The 17305-nt window shown below is 50.5% G+C and carries 12 protein-coding genes and 6 tRNA genes; 14 read left to right on the top strand and 4 right to left on the bottom strand.

The genetic code is table 11. From position 1 onward, the window contains the following. Positions 1–120 precede the first annotated feature (120 nt). Positions 121–1788, bottom strand: coding sequence for a methyl-accepting chemotaxis protein (locus LOZ86_RS06615; RefSeq protein ID WP_039482787.1), 1668 nt, complete (start codon positions 1786–1788; stop codon positions 121–123). A gap of 887 nt (positions 1789–2675) precedes the next feature. On the opposite strand from LOZ86_RS06615, the gene fldA reads away from it, so the two are divergent. Both fldA and fur read left to right on the top strand, forming a co-directional pair. Then, complete coding sequence (gene fldA, locus LOZ86_RS06610; RefSeq protein WP_010285453.1) at positions 2676–3203, top strand: flavodoxin FldA; 528 nt, start codon at positions 2676–2678, stop codon at positions 3201–3203. Positions 3204–3532: 329 nt separating this feature from the next. After that, positions 3533–3982 carry a ferric iron uptake transcriptional regulator gene (fur, locus tag LOZ86_RS06605; RefSeq protein ID WP_230242976.1) on the top strand — a complete coding sequence of 150 codons (450 nt, stop codon included), beginning with the start codon at positions 3533–3535 and terminating at the stop codon, positions 3980–3982. 63 nt (positions 3983–4045) lie between these two features. On the opposite strand, the gene glnS is transcribed toward fur, so the two are convergent. Both glnS and nagE read right to left on the bottom strand, forming a co-directional pair. Next, positions 4046–5704, bottom strand: coding sequence for a glutamine--tRNA ligase (glnS, locus tag LOZ86_RS06600; RefSeq protein WP_039482790.1), 1659 nt, complete (start codon positions 5702–5704; stop codon positions 4046–4048). Between the two features lie 190 nt (positions 5705–5894). Next, a complete protein-coding gene (gene nagE / locus LOZ86_RS06595; RefSeq protein ID WP_230242974.1) occupies positions 5895–7391 on the bottom strand; it encodes an N-acetylglucosamine-specific PTS transporter subunit IIBC in 1497 nt (498 codons plus the stop codon). A gap of 343 nt (positions 7392–7734) precedes the next feature. On the opposite strand from nagE, the gene nagB reads away from it, so the two are divergent. The 11 genes from nagB to LOZ86_RS06540 all read left to right on the top strand — a co-directional run bounded on the left by nagB (position 7735) and on the right by LOZ86_RS06540 (position 14459). Then, a complete protein-coding gene (nagB, locus tag LOZ86_RS06590) occupies positions 7735–8535 on the top strand; it encodes a glucosamine-6-phosphate deaminase (RefSeq protein ID WP_039482795.1) in 801 nt (266 codons plus the stop codon). A gap of 18 nt (positions 8536–8553) precedes the next feature. Then, positions 8554–9699 carry an N-acetylglucosamine-6-phosphate deacetylase gene (gene nagA, locus LOZ86_RS06585; protein WP_230243153.1) on the top strand — a complete coding sequence of 382 codons (1146 nt, stop codon included), beginning with the start codon at positions 8554–8556 and terminating at the stop codon, positions 9697–9699. 96 nt (positions 9700–9795) lie between these two features. Then, positions 9796–11019, top strand: a complete 1224-nt coding sequence (nagC, locus tag LOZ86_RS06580) for a DNA-binding transcriptional regulator NagC (RefSeq protein ID WP_039482800.1) — start codon at positions 9796–9798, stop codon at positions 11017–11019. Positions 11020–11222: 203 nt separating this feature from the next. Then, complete coding sequence (gene asnB, locus LOZ86_RS06575) at positions 11223–12887, top strand: asparagine synthase B (RefSeq protein WP_039482803.1); 1665 nt, start codon at positions 11223–11225, stop codon at positions 12885–12887. A 219-nt stretch (positions 12888–13106) separates the two neighbouring features. Beyond that, positions 13107–13183 (top strand) — tRNA-Met (locus tag LOZ86_RS06570). Positions 13184–13191: 8 nt separating this feature from the next. Then, positions 13192–13276, top strand: a tRNA-Leu gene (locus LOZ86_RS06565). Positions 13277–13332: 56 nt separating this feature from the next. Further along, positions 13333–13407, top strand: a tRNA-Gln gene (locus LOZ86_RS06560). A 35-nt stretch (positions 13408–13442) separates the two neighbouring features. After that, positions 13443–13517 (top strand) — tRNA-Gln (locus LOZ86_RS06555). Between the two features lie 53 nt (positions 13518–13570). Continuing rightward, positions 13571–13647: transfer RNA gene (locus tag LOZ86_RS06550), tRNA-Met, on the top strand. Between the two features lie 6 nt (positions 13648–13653). After that, positions 13654–13728: transfer RNA gene (locus LOZ86_RS06545), tRNA-Gln, on the top strand. 134 nt (positions 13729–13862) lie between these two features. After that, positions 13863–14459 (top strand): hypothetical protein, encoded by a 597-nt coding sequence (locus LOZ86_RS06540; protein ID WP_039482805.1) that lies wholly within the window; start codon positions 13863–13865, stop codon positions 14457–14459. A 22-nt stretch (positions 14460–14481) separates the two neighbouring features. On the opposite strand, the gene ubiF is transcribed toward LOZ86_RS06540, so the two are convergent. Next, the gene (gene ubiF / locus LOZ86_RS06535; RefSeq protein WP_230242973.1) at positions 14482–15648 is read right to left on the bottom strand and encodes a 3-demethoxyubiquinol 3-hydroxylase; all 1167 of its coding nucleotides are present in this window, start codon (positions 15646–15648) and stop codon (positions 14482–14484) included. 227 nt (positions 15649–15875) lie between these two features. Here ubiF and miaB point away from each other — a divergent pair, with 227 nt between their 5' ends. Further along, a complete protein-coding gene (miaB, locus tag LOZ86_RS06530; RefSeq protein WP_039482809.1) occupies positions 15876–17300 on the top strand; it encodes a tRNA (N6-isopentenyl adenosine(37)-C2)-methylthiotransferase MiaB in 1425 nt (474 codons plus the stop codon). Positions 17301–17305: the final 5 nt, after the last annotated feature.

The raw sequence follows: 17305 nt of genomic DNA, 5'->3' as shown, positions 1-17305 counted from the left end.
TGTATTTGAATAACCTTTTATTTGAATCACTTAAGCATTCACATCTTGTGCGGCGCCATTTCTGACGCCGCCTGAACATTCATCCAAGATTACACACGCTCTCTCAGATTAAAACGACGCTTAGAATTTTTCCCAATTGTCGTTACTGGGCGGTAGCGCTTTGCCCGCACGCGGGGCAATCACCGGCGTTTTCAGCACCGGTTTTGCCGCCACTTGCAGTCCTGACTGCGTATCGGACAGTTGGAACAGCGACACAGTCTGGTTCAACAACGCCGCCTGCTCTTCCAGCGACAAAGCTGCTGACGAGGCCTGTTCAACCAACGCGGCGTTTTGCTGCGTTACGCTGTCCATTTCCGCCACGGCCTGACCAACCTGCGCAATCCCTTTGCTTTGTTCTTCCGATGCCGACGCAATTTCACCCATGATATCCGTCACGTTAGTCACCGCACGAACGATATCCTGCATGGTGTCACCCGCGTCGCTAACCAGATTGGAGCCGGTATCCACACAGCGAACAGACTCAGAAATCAGCCCTTCAATCTCTTTCGCTGCCTGCGCACTGCGCTGCGCCAGACTGCGGACTTCGCCCGCCACCACGGCAAACCCGCGGCCTTGTTCACCCGCACGTGCCGCTTCTACCGCCGCGTTCAGCGCCAGAATGTTGGTCTGGAACGCGATGCCGTTAATCACAGTGGTGATCTCTGCGATTTTTCTCGAGCTGCCGGAGATTTCCGCCATGGTTTTCACCACATTCTCAACGATTTCACCGCCCTTCTTCGCCGTTGTCGAGGCTTGTAATGCCAGTTGGCTGGCATGGTTGGCGTTTTCGGCGTTCTGTTTCACCGTTGCCGTCAGTTGCTCCATGCTCGCTGCGGTTTCTTCCAGAGCGGAAGCTTGCTCTTCGGTACGTGAAGACAGATCGTTGTTGCCTGCGGCAATCTCAGAAGCGCCCTGATAGATGGAATCCGTGCTGTTTCTGATCGTGCTAACCGTGCTGGCCAAACTCCCCTGCATTTCACGCAGCAGTGGGAACAGTCGACCGACACAGTTATTACCAAAGTCCAGAATCGGTTTGCCCAAGTGGCCGGAAGCAATCACGCTAAAGTGATAGCGCAGATCGTTTAACGGACGAACCAGACACACCACCAGATAGCGGTCGGTCAGGAACAGCATGATCAGGCCGATAATCAACCCGCTCAGCAAAATGTTCTGTCCAATCGTGGTGATTTGTTCAAAACGGACACCTGCGGCATCGAATTTCTCTGCGCTGGCGTTACTGAATGCGGAGAGGGAGACGCCAAACTGACGGCTCAATGGCGGCACAACGTTTTTGGCCTGCTCTTGGTAGTCATCCAGCGCGTTGGCAACGGCCTTCTGGTAAAGCGGTTCAACGCCCTGAGTCACCAGGTTATTCCAGTCACGGCTAACGGCCTGTACCAGCGCAGCATCCAGACCCGCATGATCGATAGCATTAAACGCCACCAAATCAGATTTCAGTTTATCCAGCGCGACCAGTGCAGAAGCCTGCTCTTTATCTGCGGTGGCATTATCACCGCTGCGACGAGCGTCAACCGCACGTGCAAGACGGGTTACCATACGGAAATATTGATCGTTGCCCTGGTTGATAAAATTCATGTTCTGAACCAGCAAAGTGCTGGTTTTCGAGGTCGCCGTCATCTCTTTAAAAGAGAACATGGTATATATCGATACGCCACCCCAAAGAACACAAAAAGTGCCCAGAACCCATAGCATCGCGGTTCTGATGGCAATATTTTTTATAAGTTTCATAGCTCACTCCAAATCAGGAAAATGGTTAAAAAGATTTTTATCGCTAATCAACCGATATGAATCAGAAAATTCACACCATGAAACAGGTCACTTCTCCCTAGCGTTCACATTTCACCGAGTTGAAAACTCAAAAACCACGCTAACTCATCGGCTAAATACAGAGAATATTTAGCGTTCTCGCTATATTTATTAATATAATTTTTCATACTGAGAATAAGCCTACCTATTTTTATAGATATAAGTCATTTAATCATAGGCTTGCAAGAGAATGTGCCGCCAGCCCACGTCCTGCGGGCGTTAACATGGACAGGCTACTAGGTGACAAAGTAGTTTGAATGACATTTCATTTTATTCTTTAACATCAAAAGAATAAAACTACCTTTTATAGATTTGCATCGTTTCAGCTGCAAATGGTTATAGTTCTTATTTCCATTTGCTAAGAATATTCCCGCAAAATGTTACAGATTTTAAATTTTATAAAAACATTATCTTTTGTGCGTATTTTAATTCCCACGAATAACAATGTACCGTTACGTTATTTTTATTCTTCACAAACAAAAGCCTGCTTTTAATTACAATAGAAACAAACCATAAAATAAAAAATACATTCATAAAAAATGAAACGCCGTTACAAATAAATAACCATAACGCTATTAAGGGAATGTGTACTGAGTCTCAGACAATAACATAATCCCTATTCATTATGGGGAATTTAGCATCAAGCAGAGATACGTTTCGTTTTCTTACTTACCTCGCATTTCACACACTCTTGATTTACGCATCCTTACCGATACGAGTTTCTCCCGATGTGAGTGTCTGTTATTATTAACAGATAAGTGGGTGAAATATTACACCATACCATTAGGAATCAAGAGGTTATTCAATTCATGGCACTCATCGGAATATTCTTTGGCAGTGATACTGGCAACACAGAAAACATCGCCAAAACGATTCAACAGCAGTTAGGCACCAACGTCGCTGATGTTCATGACATCGCCAAAAGCAGCAAAGAAGACCTCGAAGGTTTCGATATTCTGCTGCTCGGTATTCCAACCTGGTATTACGGTGAAGCGCAGTGCGATTGGGATGACTTCTTCCCGTCGCTGGAAGAAGTGGATTTCACAGGAAAATTGGTTGCCCTGTTTGGCTGCGGCGACCAGGAAGACTATGCAGAATACTTCTGTGATGCCATGGGCACCATCCGTGACATTATTGAGCCGCGCGGCGCGACGATTGTCGGTCACTGGCCAACAGAGGGCTATTACTTTGAAGCCTCTAAAGGACTCGCCGACGACAATCACTTCATCGGCTTGGCTATCGATGAAGACCGTCAGCCTGAACTGACCAGCGAACGCGTAACAACGTGGGTGAAACAGATCAGTGATGAGCTGAACCTGAAAGAACTGGTTGGTTAAGCCATTTTGGCTCTGATAATCCCTATCAGAGCCAAAACAGCATTGATAGGTAAAACCTTTCATAATAATTGATACATTTTTTTAACTTCTATCAGTAAACCTGTACAATAATCCCATCGGCTTTGTATGTGCATCATCATTTCCTCATTCATCAACAACGAATTGCGTTGTATACCAATAGTGTGAATGGGGACAATATTGTTAACATTCGCTTGTTTTCATTTTGTATGCGCGGTTCTATAATTGAGACGCTTTTGCATTTTTTGAGCCGACCGATGTCATAGGCTAGGCAGCCTCCATTGATAAGTAAGCAACAGGATTAAACCCGCATGACTGACAACAATACCGCATTAAAGAAGGCCGGCCTGAAAGTCACTCTTCCAAGACTGAAAATACTGGAAGTGTTACAGGACCCTGTCTGCCATCACGTCAGTGCGGAAGATTTATATAAGAAACTGATTGATATGGGCGAAGAGATTGGTCTTGCTACCGTCTATCGCGTACTCAACCAGTTTGATGATGCGGGTATCGTAACCCGTCATAACTTCGAAGGTGGCAAATCCGTCTTTGAATTGACGCAGCAGCATCATCACGATCACTTAATTTGCCTCGACTGTGGCAAAGTCATTGAATTCCGCGATGAATATATCGAAGCACGTCAGCGCGAGATCGCAGAAAGACACGGCATCAAACTGTCCAACCACAGTCTGTATCTCTTTGGGCATTGCAGTGAAGGGGATTGCCGAGAGGATGAAACCCTGCACGATTCCACACGATAAATCGACCGCATGAAAAAATAAAACCGCCTAGGCGGTTTTATTTTTGTCTTCTTACTGGTGGCCTTAGCCTACCCAGGTATCGCGTAGTCCAACCGTACGGTTAAACACCAGATGTTCTGCACTGGAGTAAACACGGTCAGCACAGAAATAACCTTCGCGCTCAAACTGATACGCTTTCTCTACTTCTACCTGCGCCAGGCTCGCTTCCACAAAACCTTGCGTAATTTTCAGTGAATCTGGATTAATCGTCGACAGGAAGTCTTCTGCCGCACCCGGATTAGCCACACTGAACAGGCGATCGTACAAGCGGAATTCAGCTGGTACCGCGTGTGCCGCAGAAACCCAGTGGATAACGCCTTTCACTTTACGGCCGTCAGCCGGATCTTTGCTCAGCGTTTCCGCATCATAGCTACAGTAAATCGTAGTGATAACGCCCTGCTCGTCTTTCTCAATGCGCTCTGCTTTGATCACATAAGCATTACGCAGGCGCACTTCTTTACCCAGCACCAGACGCTTGTACTGTTTGTTGGCTTCTTCACGGAAGTCAGCACGATCGATGTAAACTTCGCGACTGAATGCGACCTGACGTGAACCCATTTCTGGCTTGTTCGGATGGTTTGGCATCGCGACAAACTCTTCGTGCTCGGCTGACAGATTCTCGATCACGACTTTGACCGGATCCAGCACCGCCATGGCACGTGGAGCGTTCTCATTCAGATCGTCACGGATGCAAGACTCAAGCGCGGCCATTTCCACGTTGTTGTCCTGCTTCGTTACGCCGATGCGCACACAGAATTCACGGATAGAGGCTGAGCTATAACCACGACGACGCAGACCAGAGATGGTCGGCATACGCGGATCGTCCCATCCTTCAACGACGTTTTCCACCACCAACTGATTCAGCTTACGCTTGGACATAATCGCGTATTCGAGATTCAGACGGGAGAACTCGTACTGACGCGGATGGCAAGGAATGGTGATGTTATCCAGCACCCAGTCATACAGACGGCGGTTATCCTGGAATTCCAGCGTACACAGCGAATGTGTGATCCCTTCCAGCGCATCGGAAATGCAGTGGGTGAAGTCATACATCGGGTAGATGCACCACTTGTTGCCCGTCTGGTGATGATCAGCAAATTTAATGCGATACAACACCGGATCGCGCATCACGATAAAGGACGATGCCATATCGATTTTTGCACGCAGACAGGCTGTACCTTCCGCAAATCCACCGTTACGCATTTTTTCAAACAGCGACAGGTTTTCCTGCACGGTACGATCGCGGTATGGGCTGTTTTTGCCCGGTGCCGTCAGCGTACCGCGGTATTCGCGAATCTGCTCAGGCGTCAGTTCATCAACGTAAGCCAGCCCTTTACCGATCAGCTCAACCGCATAAGCGTGCAGTTGAGCGAAATAATCAGAAGAATAGCGAACGTCGCCGCTCCATGAAAACCCCAGCCACTCGACGTCACGTTTGATCGACTCAACGTATTCGATGTCTTCTTTTACCGGATTAGTATCGTCAAAACGCAGGTTGCATTGCCCCTGATAGTCACGCGCGATACCAAAATTCAGGCAAATAGACTTTGCATGCCCAATATGCAGATAGCCGTTCGGCTCTGGCGGGAAACGCGTCTGAATATGATCATGCTTACCGGACGCCAGATCTTCATCGATAATCTGACGGATAAAGTTGGTTGGGCGGGCTTCAGCCTCACTCATTCTTCATTCCTCAATGCTAAAACGACGTATAACCGACAATGATCCAACAAGCTACGCTGGGAAACAACCGTTAGTTTCATTTAATTATTCATAACGAAAAAAAAGGGCGAGATTGCTATCTCGCCCCATTCATTTCATCGATATAACACAGCGTTAAACGATTAACACCGCCATATTACGCCTTGCCATACTATATCTTGTCATACTCCGCTTTCAGCGCGGTCGCGATCAATTCAGCCTGCGTACCCACCACAATCTGTACACTCTGCTTATTCAGACGAATAACGCCCGCCGCACCAAGACGTTTTGCCTGTGCATCATCAACCAGTGAGGAATCAGCCACGTTCAAACGCAGACGTGTGATACAGGCATCAATACCCGTCAGATTGGCTTTTCCACCAAGCGCCTGCAAATAGCCCCGCGCCAACGCTGCTGTATCGCTTGATTTATCGCCCGCAGACGCAGTACTCACGTCATAGCCATCGGCTTCGCTACCGCTCACAGCCAGTTCACGCCCTGGCGTTAACAGATTGAAGCGAGTGATGGTAAAGCGGAACACCACATAGTAAATAACGAAGAATACCAGCCCCTGAGCAAGCAGCATGTACCACTGAGTAGCCAACGGGTTACGTGAGGACAGCACCATATCGACCAGACCCGCACTGAAACCAAAACCAGCAATCCAATGCATGCTGGCCGCGATAAAGACGGAAAAACCAGTCAGCAACGCATGCAGGAAATACAGCACCGGTGCAACAAACATGAAGGAGAATTCCAGCGGCTCGGTGATCCCGGTAAAGAAGGAGGCAAATGCCGCCGCCAGCATAATCCCAGCCACTTTGCTTTTGTTCTCAGGGCGCGCGCAGTGGTAAATCGCCAGCGCAGCGCCCGGCAGGCCGAACATCATAATCGGGAAGAAGCCCGCCTGATAACGTCCGGTGATCCCCACCACAGCTTTGCCAGAGTCGATAGACTGTTGGCCGGCCAGGAAGTTAGGAATATCGTTGATACCCGCGACATCAAACCAGAACACGGAATTCAGCGCATGGTGCAATCCAACAGGAATCAGCAAACGGTTAAAGAAGGCATAAACCCCAGCGCCAACCGAACCCAGCTGTTGAATGTGTTCACCAAACGACACCAGCGCATTGTAAATCACTGGCCAGACGTACATTAAAATGAACGCCACCAGAATCATCAGGAAAGAAACCAGAATCGGGACTAACCGGCGTCCACTGAAGAACGACAGCGCCTTAGGCAACTCAACCTGACTAAAGCGGTTATACAGTTCGGCGGACATGACACCGACCAGAATCCCGATGAACTGGTTTTCAATCTTGCCAAACGCCGCGGGCACCTGTTCAACAGGGATCCGTTGGATCATGGCAACAACGGCTGGTGAACACAGCGTGGTCAGCACCAGATAACCGACAAAGCCGGTCAATGCTGCCGCACCATCTTTATCTTTCGACATACCGTACGCGACACCAACGGCAAACAGCACAGCCATGTGCCCGATAATCGCCTCACCCGATTTGATGAGGAGTGCCGCCAACGCGTTCTCGCTTCCCCAGCCAACCGGATCAATCCAGTAGCCTATCCCCATCAGGATAGCGGCAGCAGGCAGCGTCGCGACAGGCACCATCAATGCCCGACCGACTTTTTGTAAATAGCTCAGAGTACTCACTTTTCCCTCTCTTACCTTTGCGAGGTAATGAAATGTTGTGGGGCAAACAAACCTGCCAATAAATTTCACTGCCGAAGAACGCCGCTGTCGAAAAAACGTGGCAGCGGTGGTTCTTAGGGGGAGTGTAAGAAAAATAATTCGCCACACAAATTAAACCCCGTAATTATGTGATAAAAATCACCAAAAAACTGCATACAAAAAGTTTATACCTGAATAAAACCCCAACTTATTTCAAGATTAAAAAAAACGGAGTAGACTAATTTTAATGCATAGACAAAACGCGCAACTGGCGCGATTTGCGCAATAACGTATTTAATTCCACTAAAAAATCAGGAGAGCGCCGATGAGACTCATTCCTTTAACCACCGCCGCCGACGTCGGAAAATGGGCCGCCCGCCACATCGTTGAGAAAATTAACGCTTTCAAGCCCAGTGCAGAGCGCCCTTTTATTCTGGGATTGCCGACAGGCAGCTCACCGCTGGAGGCTTACAAATCGCTGGTCGCCATGCACAAAGCGGGACTGGTGAGCTTCAAACACGTCATCACCTTCAATATGGATGAATATGTTGGCCTGCCAACCGAACATCCAGAAAGCTATCATACCTTCATGCACCAGAATTTCTTCAATCACGTTGATATTCCGCGTGAAAACATTAACCTGTTGAACGGCAACGCAGAAGACACCACAGCAGAATGTCGCCGTTATGAAGAGAAAATAAAGTCCTACGGGAAAATTCATCTTTTCATGGGCGGCGTGGGCAATGATGGACATATCGCCTTCAATGAACCCGCTTCCTCTCTGGCTTCCCGTACCCGCATCAAAACGCTGACAGAAGAAACCCGTATCGCCAACTCCCGTTTCTTCGGCGGGGACGTCAGTCTGGTGCCTAAATTTGCCCTGACCGTGGGCGTCGGCACGCTGCTGGATGCCGAAGAAGTGATGATTCTGGTGACCGGTCGCAACAAGGCGCAGGCGCTACAGGCTGCGGTAGAAGGCAACGTTAACCATATGTGGACCATCAGCTGTCTGCAACTTCACGCCAAAGCCATCATGGTTTGTGACGAGCCTTCAACAATGGAGCTGAAGGTAAAAACCGTTAAATACTTCCGTGAATTAGAAACGGAAAGTATGAAAAACCTCTAACCAATGCGGGAGTCGATGATGTACGCGTTAACCCCTAGCCGGATCTTCACCGGCCACCAAATTCTGGACAATCACGCGGTCGTGATTGCCGATGGGCTGATCGAGCGAGTCTGCCCACTTGCCGAGCTTCCTGCCGGCATTGAACAACACGACCTGAGCGGTGCTTTCCTCGCCCCGGGTTTTATCGATCTCCAGTTGAACGGCTGCGGCGGCGTGCAGTTCAACGACTCGCTGGACACGATCTCCGTCAAGACGCTGGAGATCATGCAGCAGGCAAACGAGCGTTCAGGCTGTACCAGTTTTTTACCTACGCTGATTACCTCCAGCGATGCATTTATGAAGCACAGCATCGATGTGATGAGAGACTGGCTAGCGCAGAATAAGCATCAGGCGCTTGGGCTGCATCTCGAAGGTCCGTGGCTGAATGTACTCAAGAAAGGCACGCATGACCCTGCCTTTATTCGCAAACCCACGCAGGAGCTCGTCGACTTCCTGTGCGCCAACGCGGATGCCATTACGAAAGTCACGCTGGCACCGGAAGAAGTCGAACCGTCGGTTATCCGTCAGCTAACGACTGCGGGCATTATCGTGTCCGCGGGGCATTCCAACGCCACCTGGGAACAGGCTAAGCTGGGTTTTGCTGCGGGTATTCGTTTCGCTACCCACCTGTTCAACGCCATGCCGTATCTGACTGGTCGCGAACCCGGATTGGTCGGTGCGATTTACGACGCCCCAGAAGTCTATTGCGGTATTATCGCGGATGGACGACACGTTGACTGGGCCAATATTCGCAACAGTAAACGTATCAAAGGCGATAAGCTGGTGCTGGTTACCGACGCCACGGCACCGGCCGGTGCGGATATTGACCAGTTCATTTTTGCTGGTAAAACCATATACTACCGTGATGGTATTTGTGTCGATGAACACGGCACCCTGAGCGGTTCTGCACTGACCATGATCGAAGCCGTACGTAATAGCGTCGAACACGCGGGCATCGTGCTGGATGAAGCGATTCGGATGGCAACGCTCTATCCCGCCCGTGCCATCGGCATAGATAAGCAGTTAGGCAGTATTGAAAGCGGTAAAGTGGCCAACCTGACCGTCTTTGACCGTGACTATCACATTCTCAAGACGTTTGTTAACGGTAATCCTGTTTGGGGATAAAACGAGAAACGCCTTGGGGTAAAGCGGATATACGTTGGGGTAAACTGAGATAAGGTTTACCCCACGTTGAGTTAAACCTAAGCGAGTAACTTCTTAATGACCACAGGCGGACAAGCGCAGATAGGGAATGTCGATCTGGTTAAGCAATTAAACAGTGCGGTGGTTTACCGCCTGATTGACCAACAGGGTCCGATCTCACGCATTCAGATAGCAGAAGAGAGCCAGCTTGCCCCCGCCAGCGTTACCAAAATCACCCGCCAGCTTCTGGAACGTGGGCTCATCAAAGAAGTCGATCAACAAGCCTCCACCGGCGGCAGACGCGCCATTTCGATTATCACCGAAAACCGCCCTTTCCACACCATAGCGGTACGCCTTGGTCGCTATGACGTCACCATTGCGCTGTACGATTTGCAGGGAAAAGCGCTGGAGGAAGCGCACTACGATCTGCAAGAAAAAACGCAGGAGGCGCTAGAAGCCGCGCTCTTTCACGTTATCAGCGGCTTTATCGCCAGCCATCAGCGCCGTATTCGCGAGCTCATTGCGATCTCGGTTGTGCTGCCGGGGCTGGTTGATCCGGTTGCGGGCATCGTCCGCTATATGCCACATATCAGCGTGAATAACTGGCAACTGGTCGAAAATCTGCAACGTTACTTCAACGTTACCAGCTTTGTCGGACACGACATCCGCAGCCTGGCGCTGGCAGAACACTATTTCGGTGCCACCCACGACTCACTGGATTCTATTCTGGTACGCGTCCATCGCGGCACAGGCGCGGGTATTCTCGTCAACGGGCAAATTTTTCTCGGCAGTAACGGCAACGTGGGCGAGATCGGCCATATTCAGATCGATCCACTTGGCGATCGCTGCCACTGCGGCAATTTTGGCTGTCTGGAAACCGTCGTCGCCAACGCCGCCATTGAACAACGCGTACAACACCTGCTGGGTCAGGGCTACCCCAGCAAGCTTTCTACCGATAACTGTACGATTTCTGCGATTTGCAAAGCAGCAAACCGCGGTGATGCCCTCGCCCGTGAAGTCATCGAACAGGCCGGGCTCAATCTTGGCAAAGCGCTGTCCATCGCAATCAACCTGTTCAATCCTCAGAAAGTGGTGATTGCCGGTGAAATCACCGAAGCGGAAAAAACGCTGCTTCCTGCGATCCAACGCTGCATCAACGCGCAGGTGTTGAAAGAATTTCGTCATAACCTGCCGATTGAGATCTCCAGCCTCAACCATCTTTCCGCTATCAGCGCGTTCGCCTTAGTCAAACGGGCGATGCTAAATGGCGTGTTGCTACAGCAATTGCTCGAAAACGCCTGATTCCCTTTCTGGCCGGATTATGTAATCCCTAAAAATCCGGCCTTTCCCTTCTATGAATTTGACGAATCACCACCAAAAAACCGAATAAATTAACGAAACACCACGTCGATAGCTTTTTTCATTAAATAATATTGAATTACTATGGCACTTTGATGCTAAATCAATGGCACTGAGTTCGAATCTGTCATTACTGGGAGTCATGTATGTGTTCTATTTTTGGTGTGCTTGATCTGAAAAGCGATCCTGTTGAACTGCGTAAGAAAGCGCTGGAGTTATCCCGTTTGATGCGTCACCGCGGGCCAGACTGGTCCGGCGTTTATGCCAGCGACAAAGCGATTCTGGCTCACGAACGTCTGTCTATCGTTGACGTCAACACGGGCGCACAGCCGCTTTACAACGCCGAGCGCACCCACATTCTGGCCGTTAACGGTGAAATTTATAACCATCAGGCATTGCGTCAGCAATACGGTGACCGTTACGCGTTCCAGACTGGCTCTGACTGCGAAGTGATTCTGGCGCTGTATCAGGAAAAAGGCCCGGAATTCCTGGATGAACTGCGCGGCATGTTCGCCTTTGCCCTGTATGACAGCGAAAAAGACGCCTACCTGATTGGCCGTGACCACCTCGGCATCATCCCGCTGTATATGGGTTACGATGAGCACGGCAATCTCTACGTCGCTTCTGAAATGAAAGCGCTGGTGCCGGTTTGCCGCACCATCAAAGAATTCCCGGCTGGCAGTTACCTGTGGAGCAAAGACGGCGAAATTCGCGAGTATTACCAGCGTGACTGGTTTGATTACGATGCAGTAAAAGACAACGAAACGGATAAAGAAGCGCTGCACGATGCGCTGGAAGAAGCCGTGAAAAGCCACCTGATGTCTGACGTGCCCTACGGCGTATTGCTCTCTGGCGGCCTGGATTCCTCCGTTATCTCTGCGATCACCAAAAAATATGCGGCACGTCGCGTAGAAGATGACGCGCGCAGTGAAGCCTGGTGGCCTCAGTTGCACTCTTTCGCCGTCGGTTTGGAAGGTGCACCGGATTTGAAAGCCGCGCAGGAAGTCGCTAACCATTTAGGTACCGTGCACCACGAAATTCACTTCACCGTGCAGGAAGGGCTGGATGCGATTCGCGATGTGATTTATCACATCGAAACCTATGACGTCACCACGATTCGTGCCTCAACGCCGATGTACCTGATGTCCCGTAAAATCAAAGCGATGGGCATCAAGATGGTGCTATCTGGCGAAGGCTCTGACGAAGTGTTCGGCGGCTACCTCTACTTCCATAAAGCGCCAAACGCCAAAGAATTGCATGAAGAAACTGTGCGTAAGCTGCTGGCACTGCACCAGTACGACTGCGCCCGCGCGAACAAAGCAATGTCAGCCTGGGGCGTGGAAGCTCGCGTACCGTTCCTGGACAAAAACTTCCTCGATGTCGCGATGCGCATCAACCCGCGCGACAAAATGTGTGGCAACGGCAAGATGGAAAAACACATCCTGCGCGAATGCTTTGAATCCTACCTACCGCACAGCGTTGCATGGCGTCAGAAAGAGCAGTTCTCTGACGGCGTGGGCTACAGCTGGATCGACACACTGAAAGAAGTGGCGGCTCAGCAGGTTACCGATCAACAGTTAGAAACAGCACGCTTCCGCTTCCCGTACAACACGCCGGGCTCCAAAGAAGGCTACCTGTACCGTGAAATCTTCGAAGAGCTGTTCCCGGTTCCAAGCGCAGCAGAATGCGTACCAGGTGGCCCATCAGTCGCCTGTTCGTCTGCTAAAGCGATTGAGTGGGATGAATCTTTCAAGAAACTGGATGATCCATCAGGCCGCGCGGTTGGCGTACACCAGTCAGCCTACAAATAATTCGATTTAACTTCTTCAGTCAACGGGCCTTTTATGGCCCGTTTTTGTACGCTTAATTGCTTGGGAATGTGTGCTTTTTGGCGTTTTTCTCACCATACTGTTCACAACCCAAACAAACGATACATTGACGGCACTTTTCGGGAAAAAACTAGTTGACGCAATTAGGCCAACTACGCATAATGCGCCCCGCAACGCCGATGAAGGTGACGCGGAAAAGATGGCTACGTAGCTCAGCTGGTTAGAGCACAGCACTCATAATGCTGGGGTCACAGGTTCGATTCCCGTCGTAGCCACCATCTTTTTTGCGGGAGTGGCGAAATTGGTAGACGCACCAGATTTAGGTTCTGGCGCCGCAAGGTGTGCGAGTTCAAGTCTCGCCTCCCGCACCATATCATCTTCTCGGTCTGGCATCGCTTTTCGAAGCTTGTTAGTGTTTTGTAGTGATTGGGGTATCGCCAAGCGGTAAGGCACCGGTTTTTGATACCGGCATTCCCTGGTTCGAATCCAGGTACCCCAGCCATTTCAAAACATATGCTGAAAAATTCGTTGTCCTGTTGGGGTATCGCCAAGCGGTAAGGCACTGGTTTTTGATACCAGCATTCCCTGGTTCGAATCCAGGTACCCCAGCCATCTACTTGATAGTAGAAGATTTGTTGAAGTGAAGTAACATTAGCAGTACATTTGGCTACGTAGCTCAGCTGGTTAGAGCACAGCACTCATAATGCTGGGGTCACAGGTTCGATTCCCGTCGTAGCCACCATATTTTTGGGGTATCGCCAAGCGGTAAGGCACCGGATTCTGATTCCGGCATTCCGAGGTTCGAATCCTCGTACCCCAGCCAAATAAAGCTGGTAAAACAGCAAAGAAACGGGGCGACAGTCGAAAGATGTCGCCCCGTTTTGTTATGTCTGGTATTAACATCATCCGGTGCTAACATATGCAAACCAATCATTCGATTTTCTCAAAAGGGCGGGCATGAAGGTTTTATCGACATCCTCTGTTATTCATGGTTTCAGCCAATTGCGGCAATCCGTGATACGTGCGCAGTTAGGCAAACTGCTACTCAGCGTGGCGTTGCTGTTTTGTTTCATCACACCGACTGATGCTGCTAGCGTCCCTTCTTTTAAGATGTCTTCGCAAACGTTCGCTGACCGGATGAATGCCAATCTGAAGAAACTCAATATCCCTCTAGAATTGACCGTTAAGTTGGAAAAGGGAACGTCCGTCGATGATTTTCAGCACATTTTTAATGAGCACGTCGGGTTAATTGGGTCGGTAGAGAGTAAAAGCCAACAGCTTAATGGACTTGTGATACTCAACGCCGCGTCAGAATCCCCCGATGCAACAAGACAGAATCTGCAAATCGTTACTGCCGCGTTTTCTGCACTATTGGGCGGGGCGTTGTCAGGTGAAAATAGTCTCGAAAGCCCTGAAATGACCGAGATGATGTTCGGCCTGCTTCAGGATAGTCAGGCCTCAGGTAAAGGCGTTAGGCAGATAGGACATGTTCGCTTTATGGCAACAACTAATGAGGACACCGATATTATCTTCACCGCCGAGCCTGTGCTGTAGCGGGCGGCGTCCTCATTACTCATCAGACACCAATGGCATATTTCAATGCGCGCTGTTTTAACACGCCAGCGCGCTGCGCGACCATCAGCGCCATATTGCGAGCAAAGCTCAGCGGTGGTAGCGCATTACTGAACGCGTTATAGAAGAGATCCATCCCGCTTTGCATCATCAGATTATCCGGCATACGGCGGCACTGATAGCGGCGTAACACGCGCTCAGAAGCCCATTCTTCCCCTGCATTACGCGCATTAATTAACACATCCAGTAGCGCCTCAACGTCGCGATATCCCAGATTCACCCCCTGCCCCGCCAGCGGATTGATGGTATGCGCGGCATCACCCAATAGCACCAAGCCTGGCTTGATATAGGTTTGCGCATGGCGTCTAACCAACGGGAATGATCCCGCAGAGAGCGCCTTAACCGCGCCCAATCGTTCAGGAAACGCAGCCGCAATTTCTTTATCCAACTGTGCAAGCGGCATCGCCTGAAGCTGACGAATACGCTGCGGGCTGTCATACCACACCAGCGATCCCCACTGATCAAACAGCGGTAAAAATGCACGCGGGCCGCTCGGCGTGAACTGCTGCCAGGTCACATCCTGCTGGGGTTGCGAGGTCTCAACGCCGATCAACATACAAGACTGACGGTACTGCCAGCCGTTGATACCAATCCCCGCCCACTGGCGAACCTGAGAATTCGCGCCATCAGCTCCCACCACCAGCGCAGCCGTCAGTTGCTGCCCCTCGGCAAGCTGTAAGCACCAGCCATCATCGGTGCGTTGCAGGTTCTGTGGCGTAGCCAGGCAATAACAGTGACAGCGTTCCTCTTCCTGCAAACTGTCCCAGAGCGCCAATTGCAGCACGCGGTTTTCCACCATAAAACCCAGTTCGGGCAGGTGAATGTCAGCAGCATCAAAAACGACTCTGGCATTCGCCCATTCCCAGGTTTCCAGGCGGCGATAAGGCGCGCTGCGCATCTGCTGCACCCGCTGCCATGCGCCCAGTTCTTTCAATAGCGCAACCGACGCATAGCCAATCGCCGAGATCCGTAAATCAGGTGGACTGGCGGCATCAAACGGTATCGGCATGTCCTGCTCAACCACTGCAACCTGAAATCCTTGCTGTGCCAGCCCAAGCGCCGCGGCCGCGCCGACCATGCCACCGCCAACCACAATCGCATCGTAATGCATATTGGCTTTATCCTCTCTGGTTCTGGTTTATTCACACCAGTAAAAATGCATGAAAATAGTGTACTGGATTTGCGGGTAACTTTTCAGAAAAGCCGCATTTTTATAGAAAGTAAGGGGTTATCAAACCAGCGAGGTTTCCGGCGCTGGTCACAACGTCGGCGAGCGATTACAATACCCACCCCAAATGAGGGGAATCTTTCTTATCCGCACTGAGTAATGGTAAGTCGATGATAAAAAAACTGCATATTAAAACCTGGGGCTGTCAGATGAATGAGTACGATTCATCAAAGATGGCTGATTTACTGGGAAGTACGCACGGCTATGAGCTAACTGAAATCGCTGAAGAAGCCGATGTCCTGCTGCTCAATACCTGCTCGATCCGTGAAAAGGCGCAGGAAAAGGTCTTCCATCAACTTGGCCGTTGGAAAACGCTGAAAGATCTCAATCCGAACCTGATTATTGGTGTTGGTGGCTGTGTCGCCTCACAGGAAGGCGCGCATATTCGTGAACGTGCGCACTACGTTGACGTTATTTTTGGCCCGCAAACCTTACACCGCCTGCCGGAAATGATTAATCACGTTCAGGGCACTCGTAGCCCCATCGTGGATATCAGTTTCCCTGAAATCGAAAAATTCGACCGCCTGCCAGAACCACGCGCCGATGGGCCAACGGCCTTCGTCTCCATCATGGAAGGCTGTAATAAATATTGTACATTCTGCGTTGTGCCTTATACCCGCGGCGAAGAAGTCAGCCGCCCGTGCGATGATGTGTTGTTCGAAATCGCTCAACTGGCCGCACAAGGCGTGCGTGAAGTTAACCTTTTAGGACAGAACGTCAACGCCTACCGCGGCGAAACCTATGACGGTGAAATCTGCTCCTTTGCTGAGCTGCTGCGTCTGGTTGCCGCTATTGACGGGATCGACCGTGTTCGCTTCACCACCAGCCATCCGATTGAATTCACAGACGATATTATCAGCGTCTATGAAGATACGCCGGAACTGGTCAGCTTCCTGCATTTGCCAGTACAAAGCGGCTCTGACCGCGTGCTGACGATGATGAAACGCCGCCATACCGCGCTGGAATACAAAGCCATCATCCGTAAGCTGCACAACGCGCGTCCAGGCATTCTGATCAGTTCTGACTTTATCGTCGGTTTCCCTGGTGAAACGCAGGCTGACTTTGAACAAACGATGAAGCTGATTACCGATGTGAATTTCGATATGAGCTACAGCTTCGTCTACTCCGCCCGTCCGGGAACACCGGCTGCGGACATGGTCGATGACGTGCCGGAAGAAGAGAAAAAACAGCGTCTGTATCTTCTGCAAGAGCGCATCACCCAGCAGGCAATGCGGTTTAGCCGCCTTATGTTGGGTACCGTCCAGCGTATTCTGGTGGAAGGCACCTCGCGTAAGAGCGTGATGGAACTGTCTGGCCGCACGGAAAACAACCGTGTCGTCAACTTCGAAGGCACGCCGGATATGATCGGTAAATTCGTCGATGTGGAAATCGTTGATGTTTATACCAACTCGCTGCGCGGCATCGTGGTGCGTACCGAAGATCAAATGGATCTGCGCGTACATGAATCCCCCTCTTCCGTGATTGCGCGTACCCGCAAAGAGAATGAGATCGGTGTCGGGTTCTATCAGCCGTAACTGAC

Source organism: Pectobacterium parvum (assembly GCF_020971565.1).
GTDB lineage: Bacteria > Pseudomonadota > Gammaproteobacteria > Enterobacterales > Enterobacteriaceae > Pectobacterium > Pectobacterium polare.
Note: the sequence above shows the minus strand (reverse complement) of the source record. Positions and strands in the feature narration are given on the sequence as shown.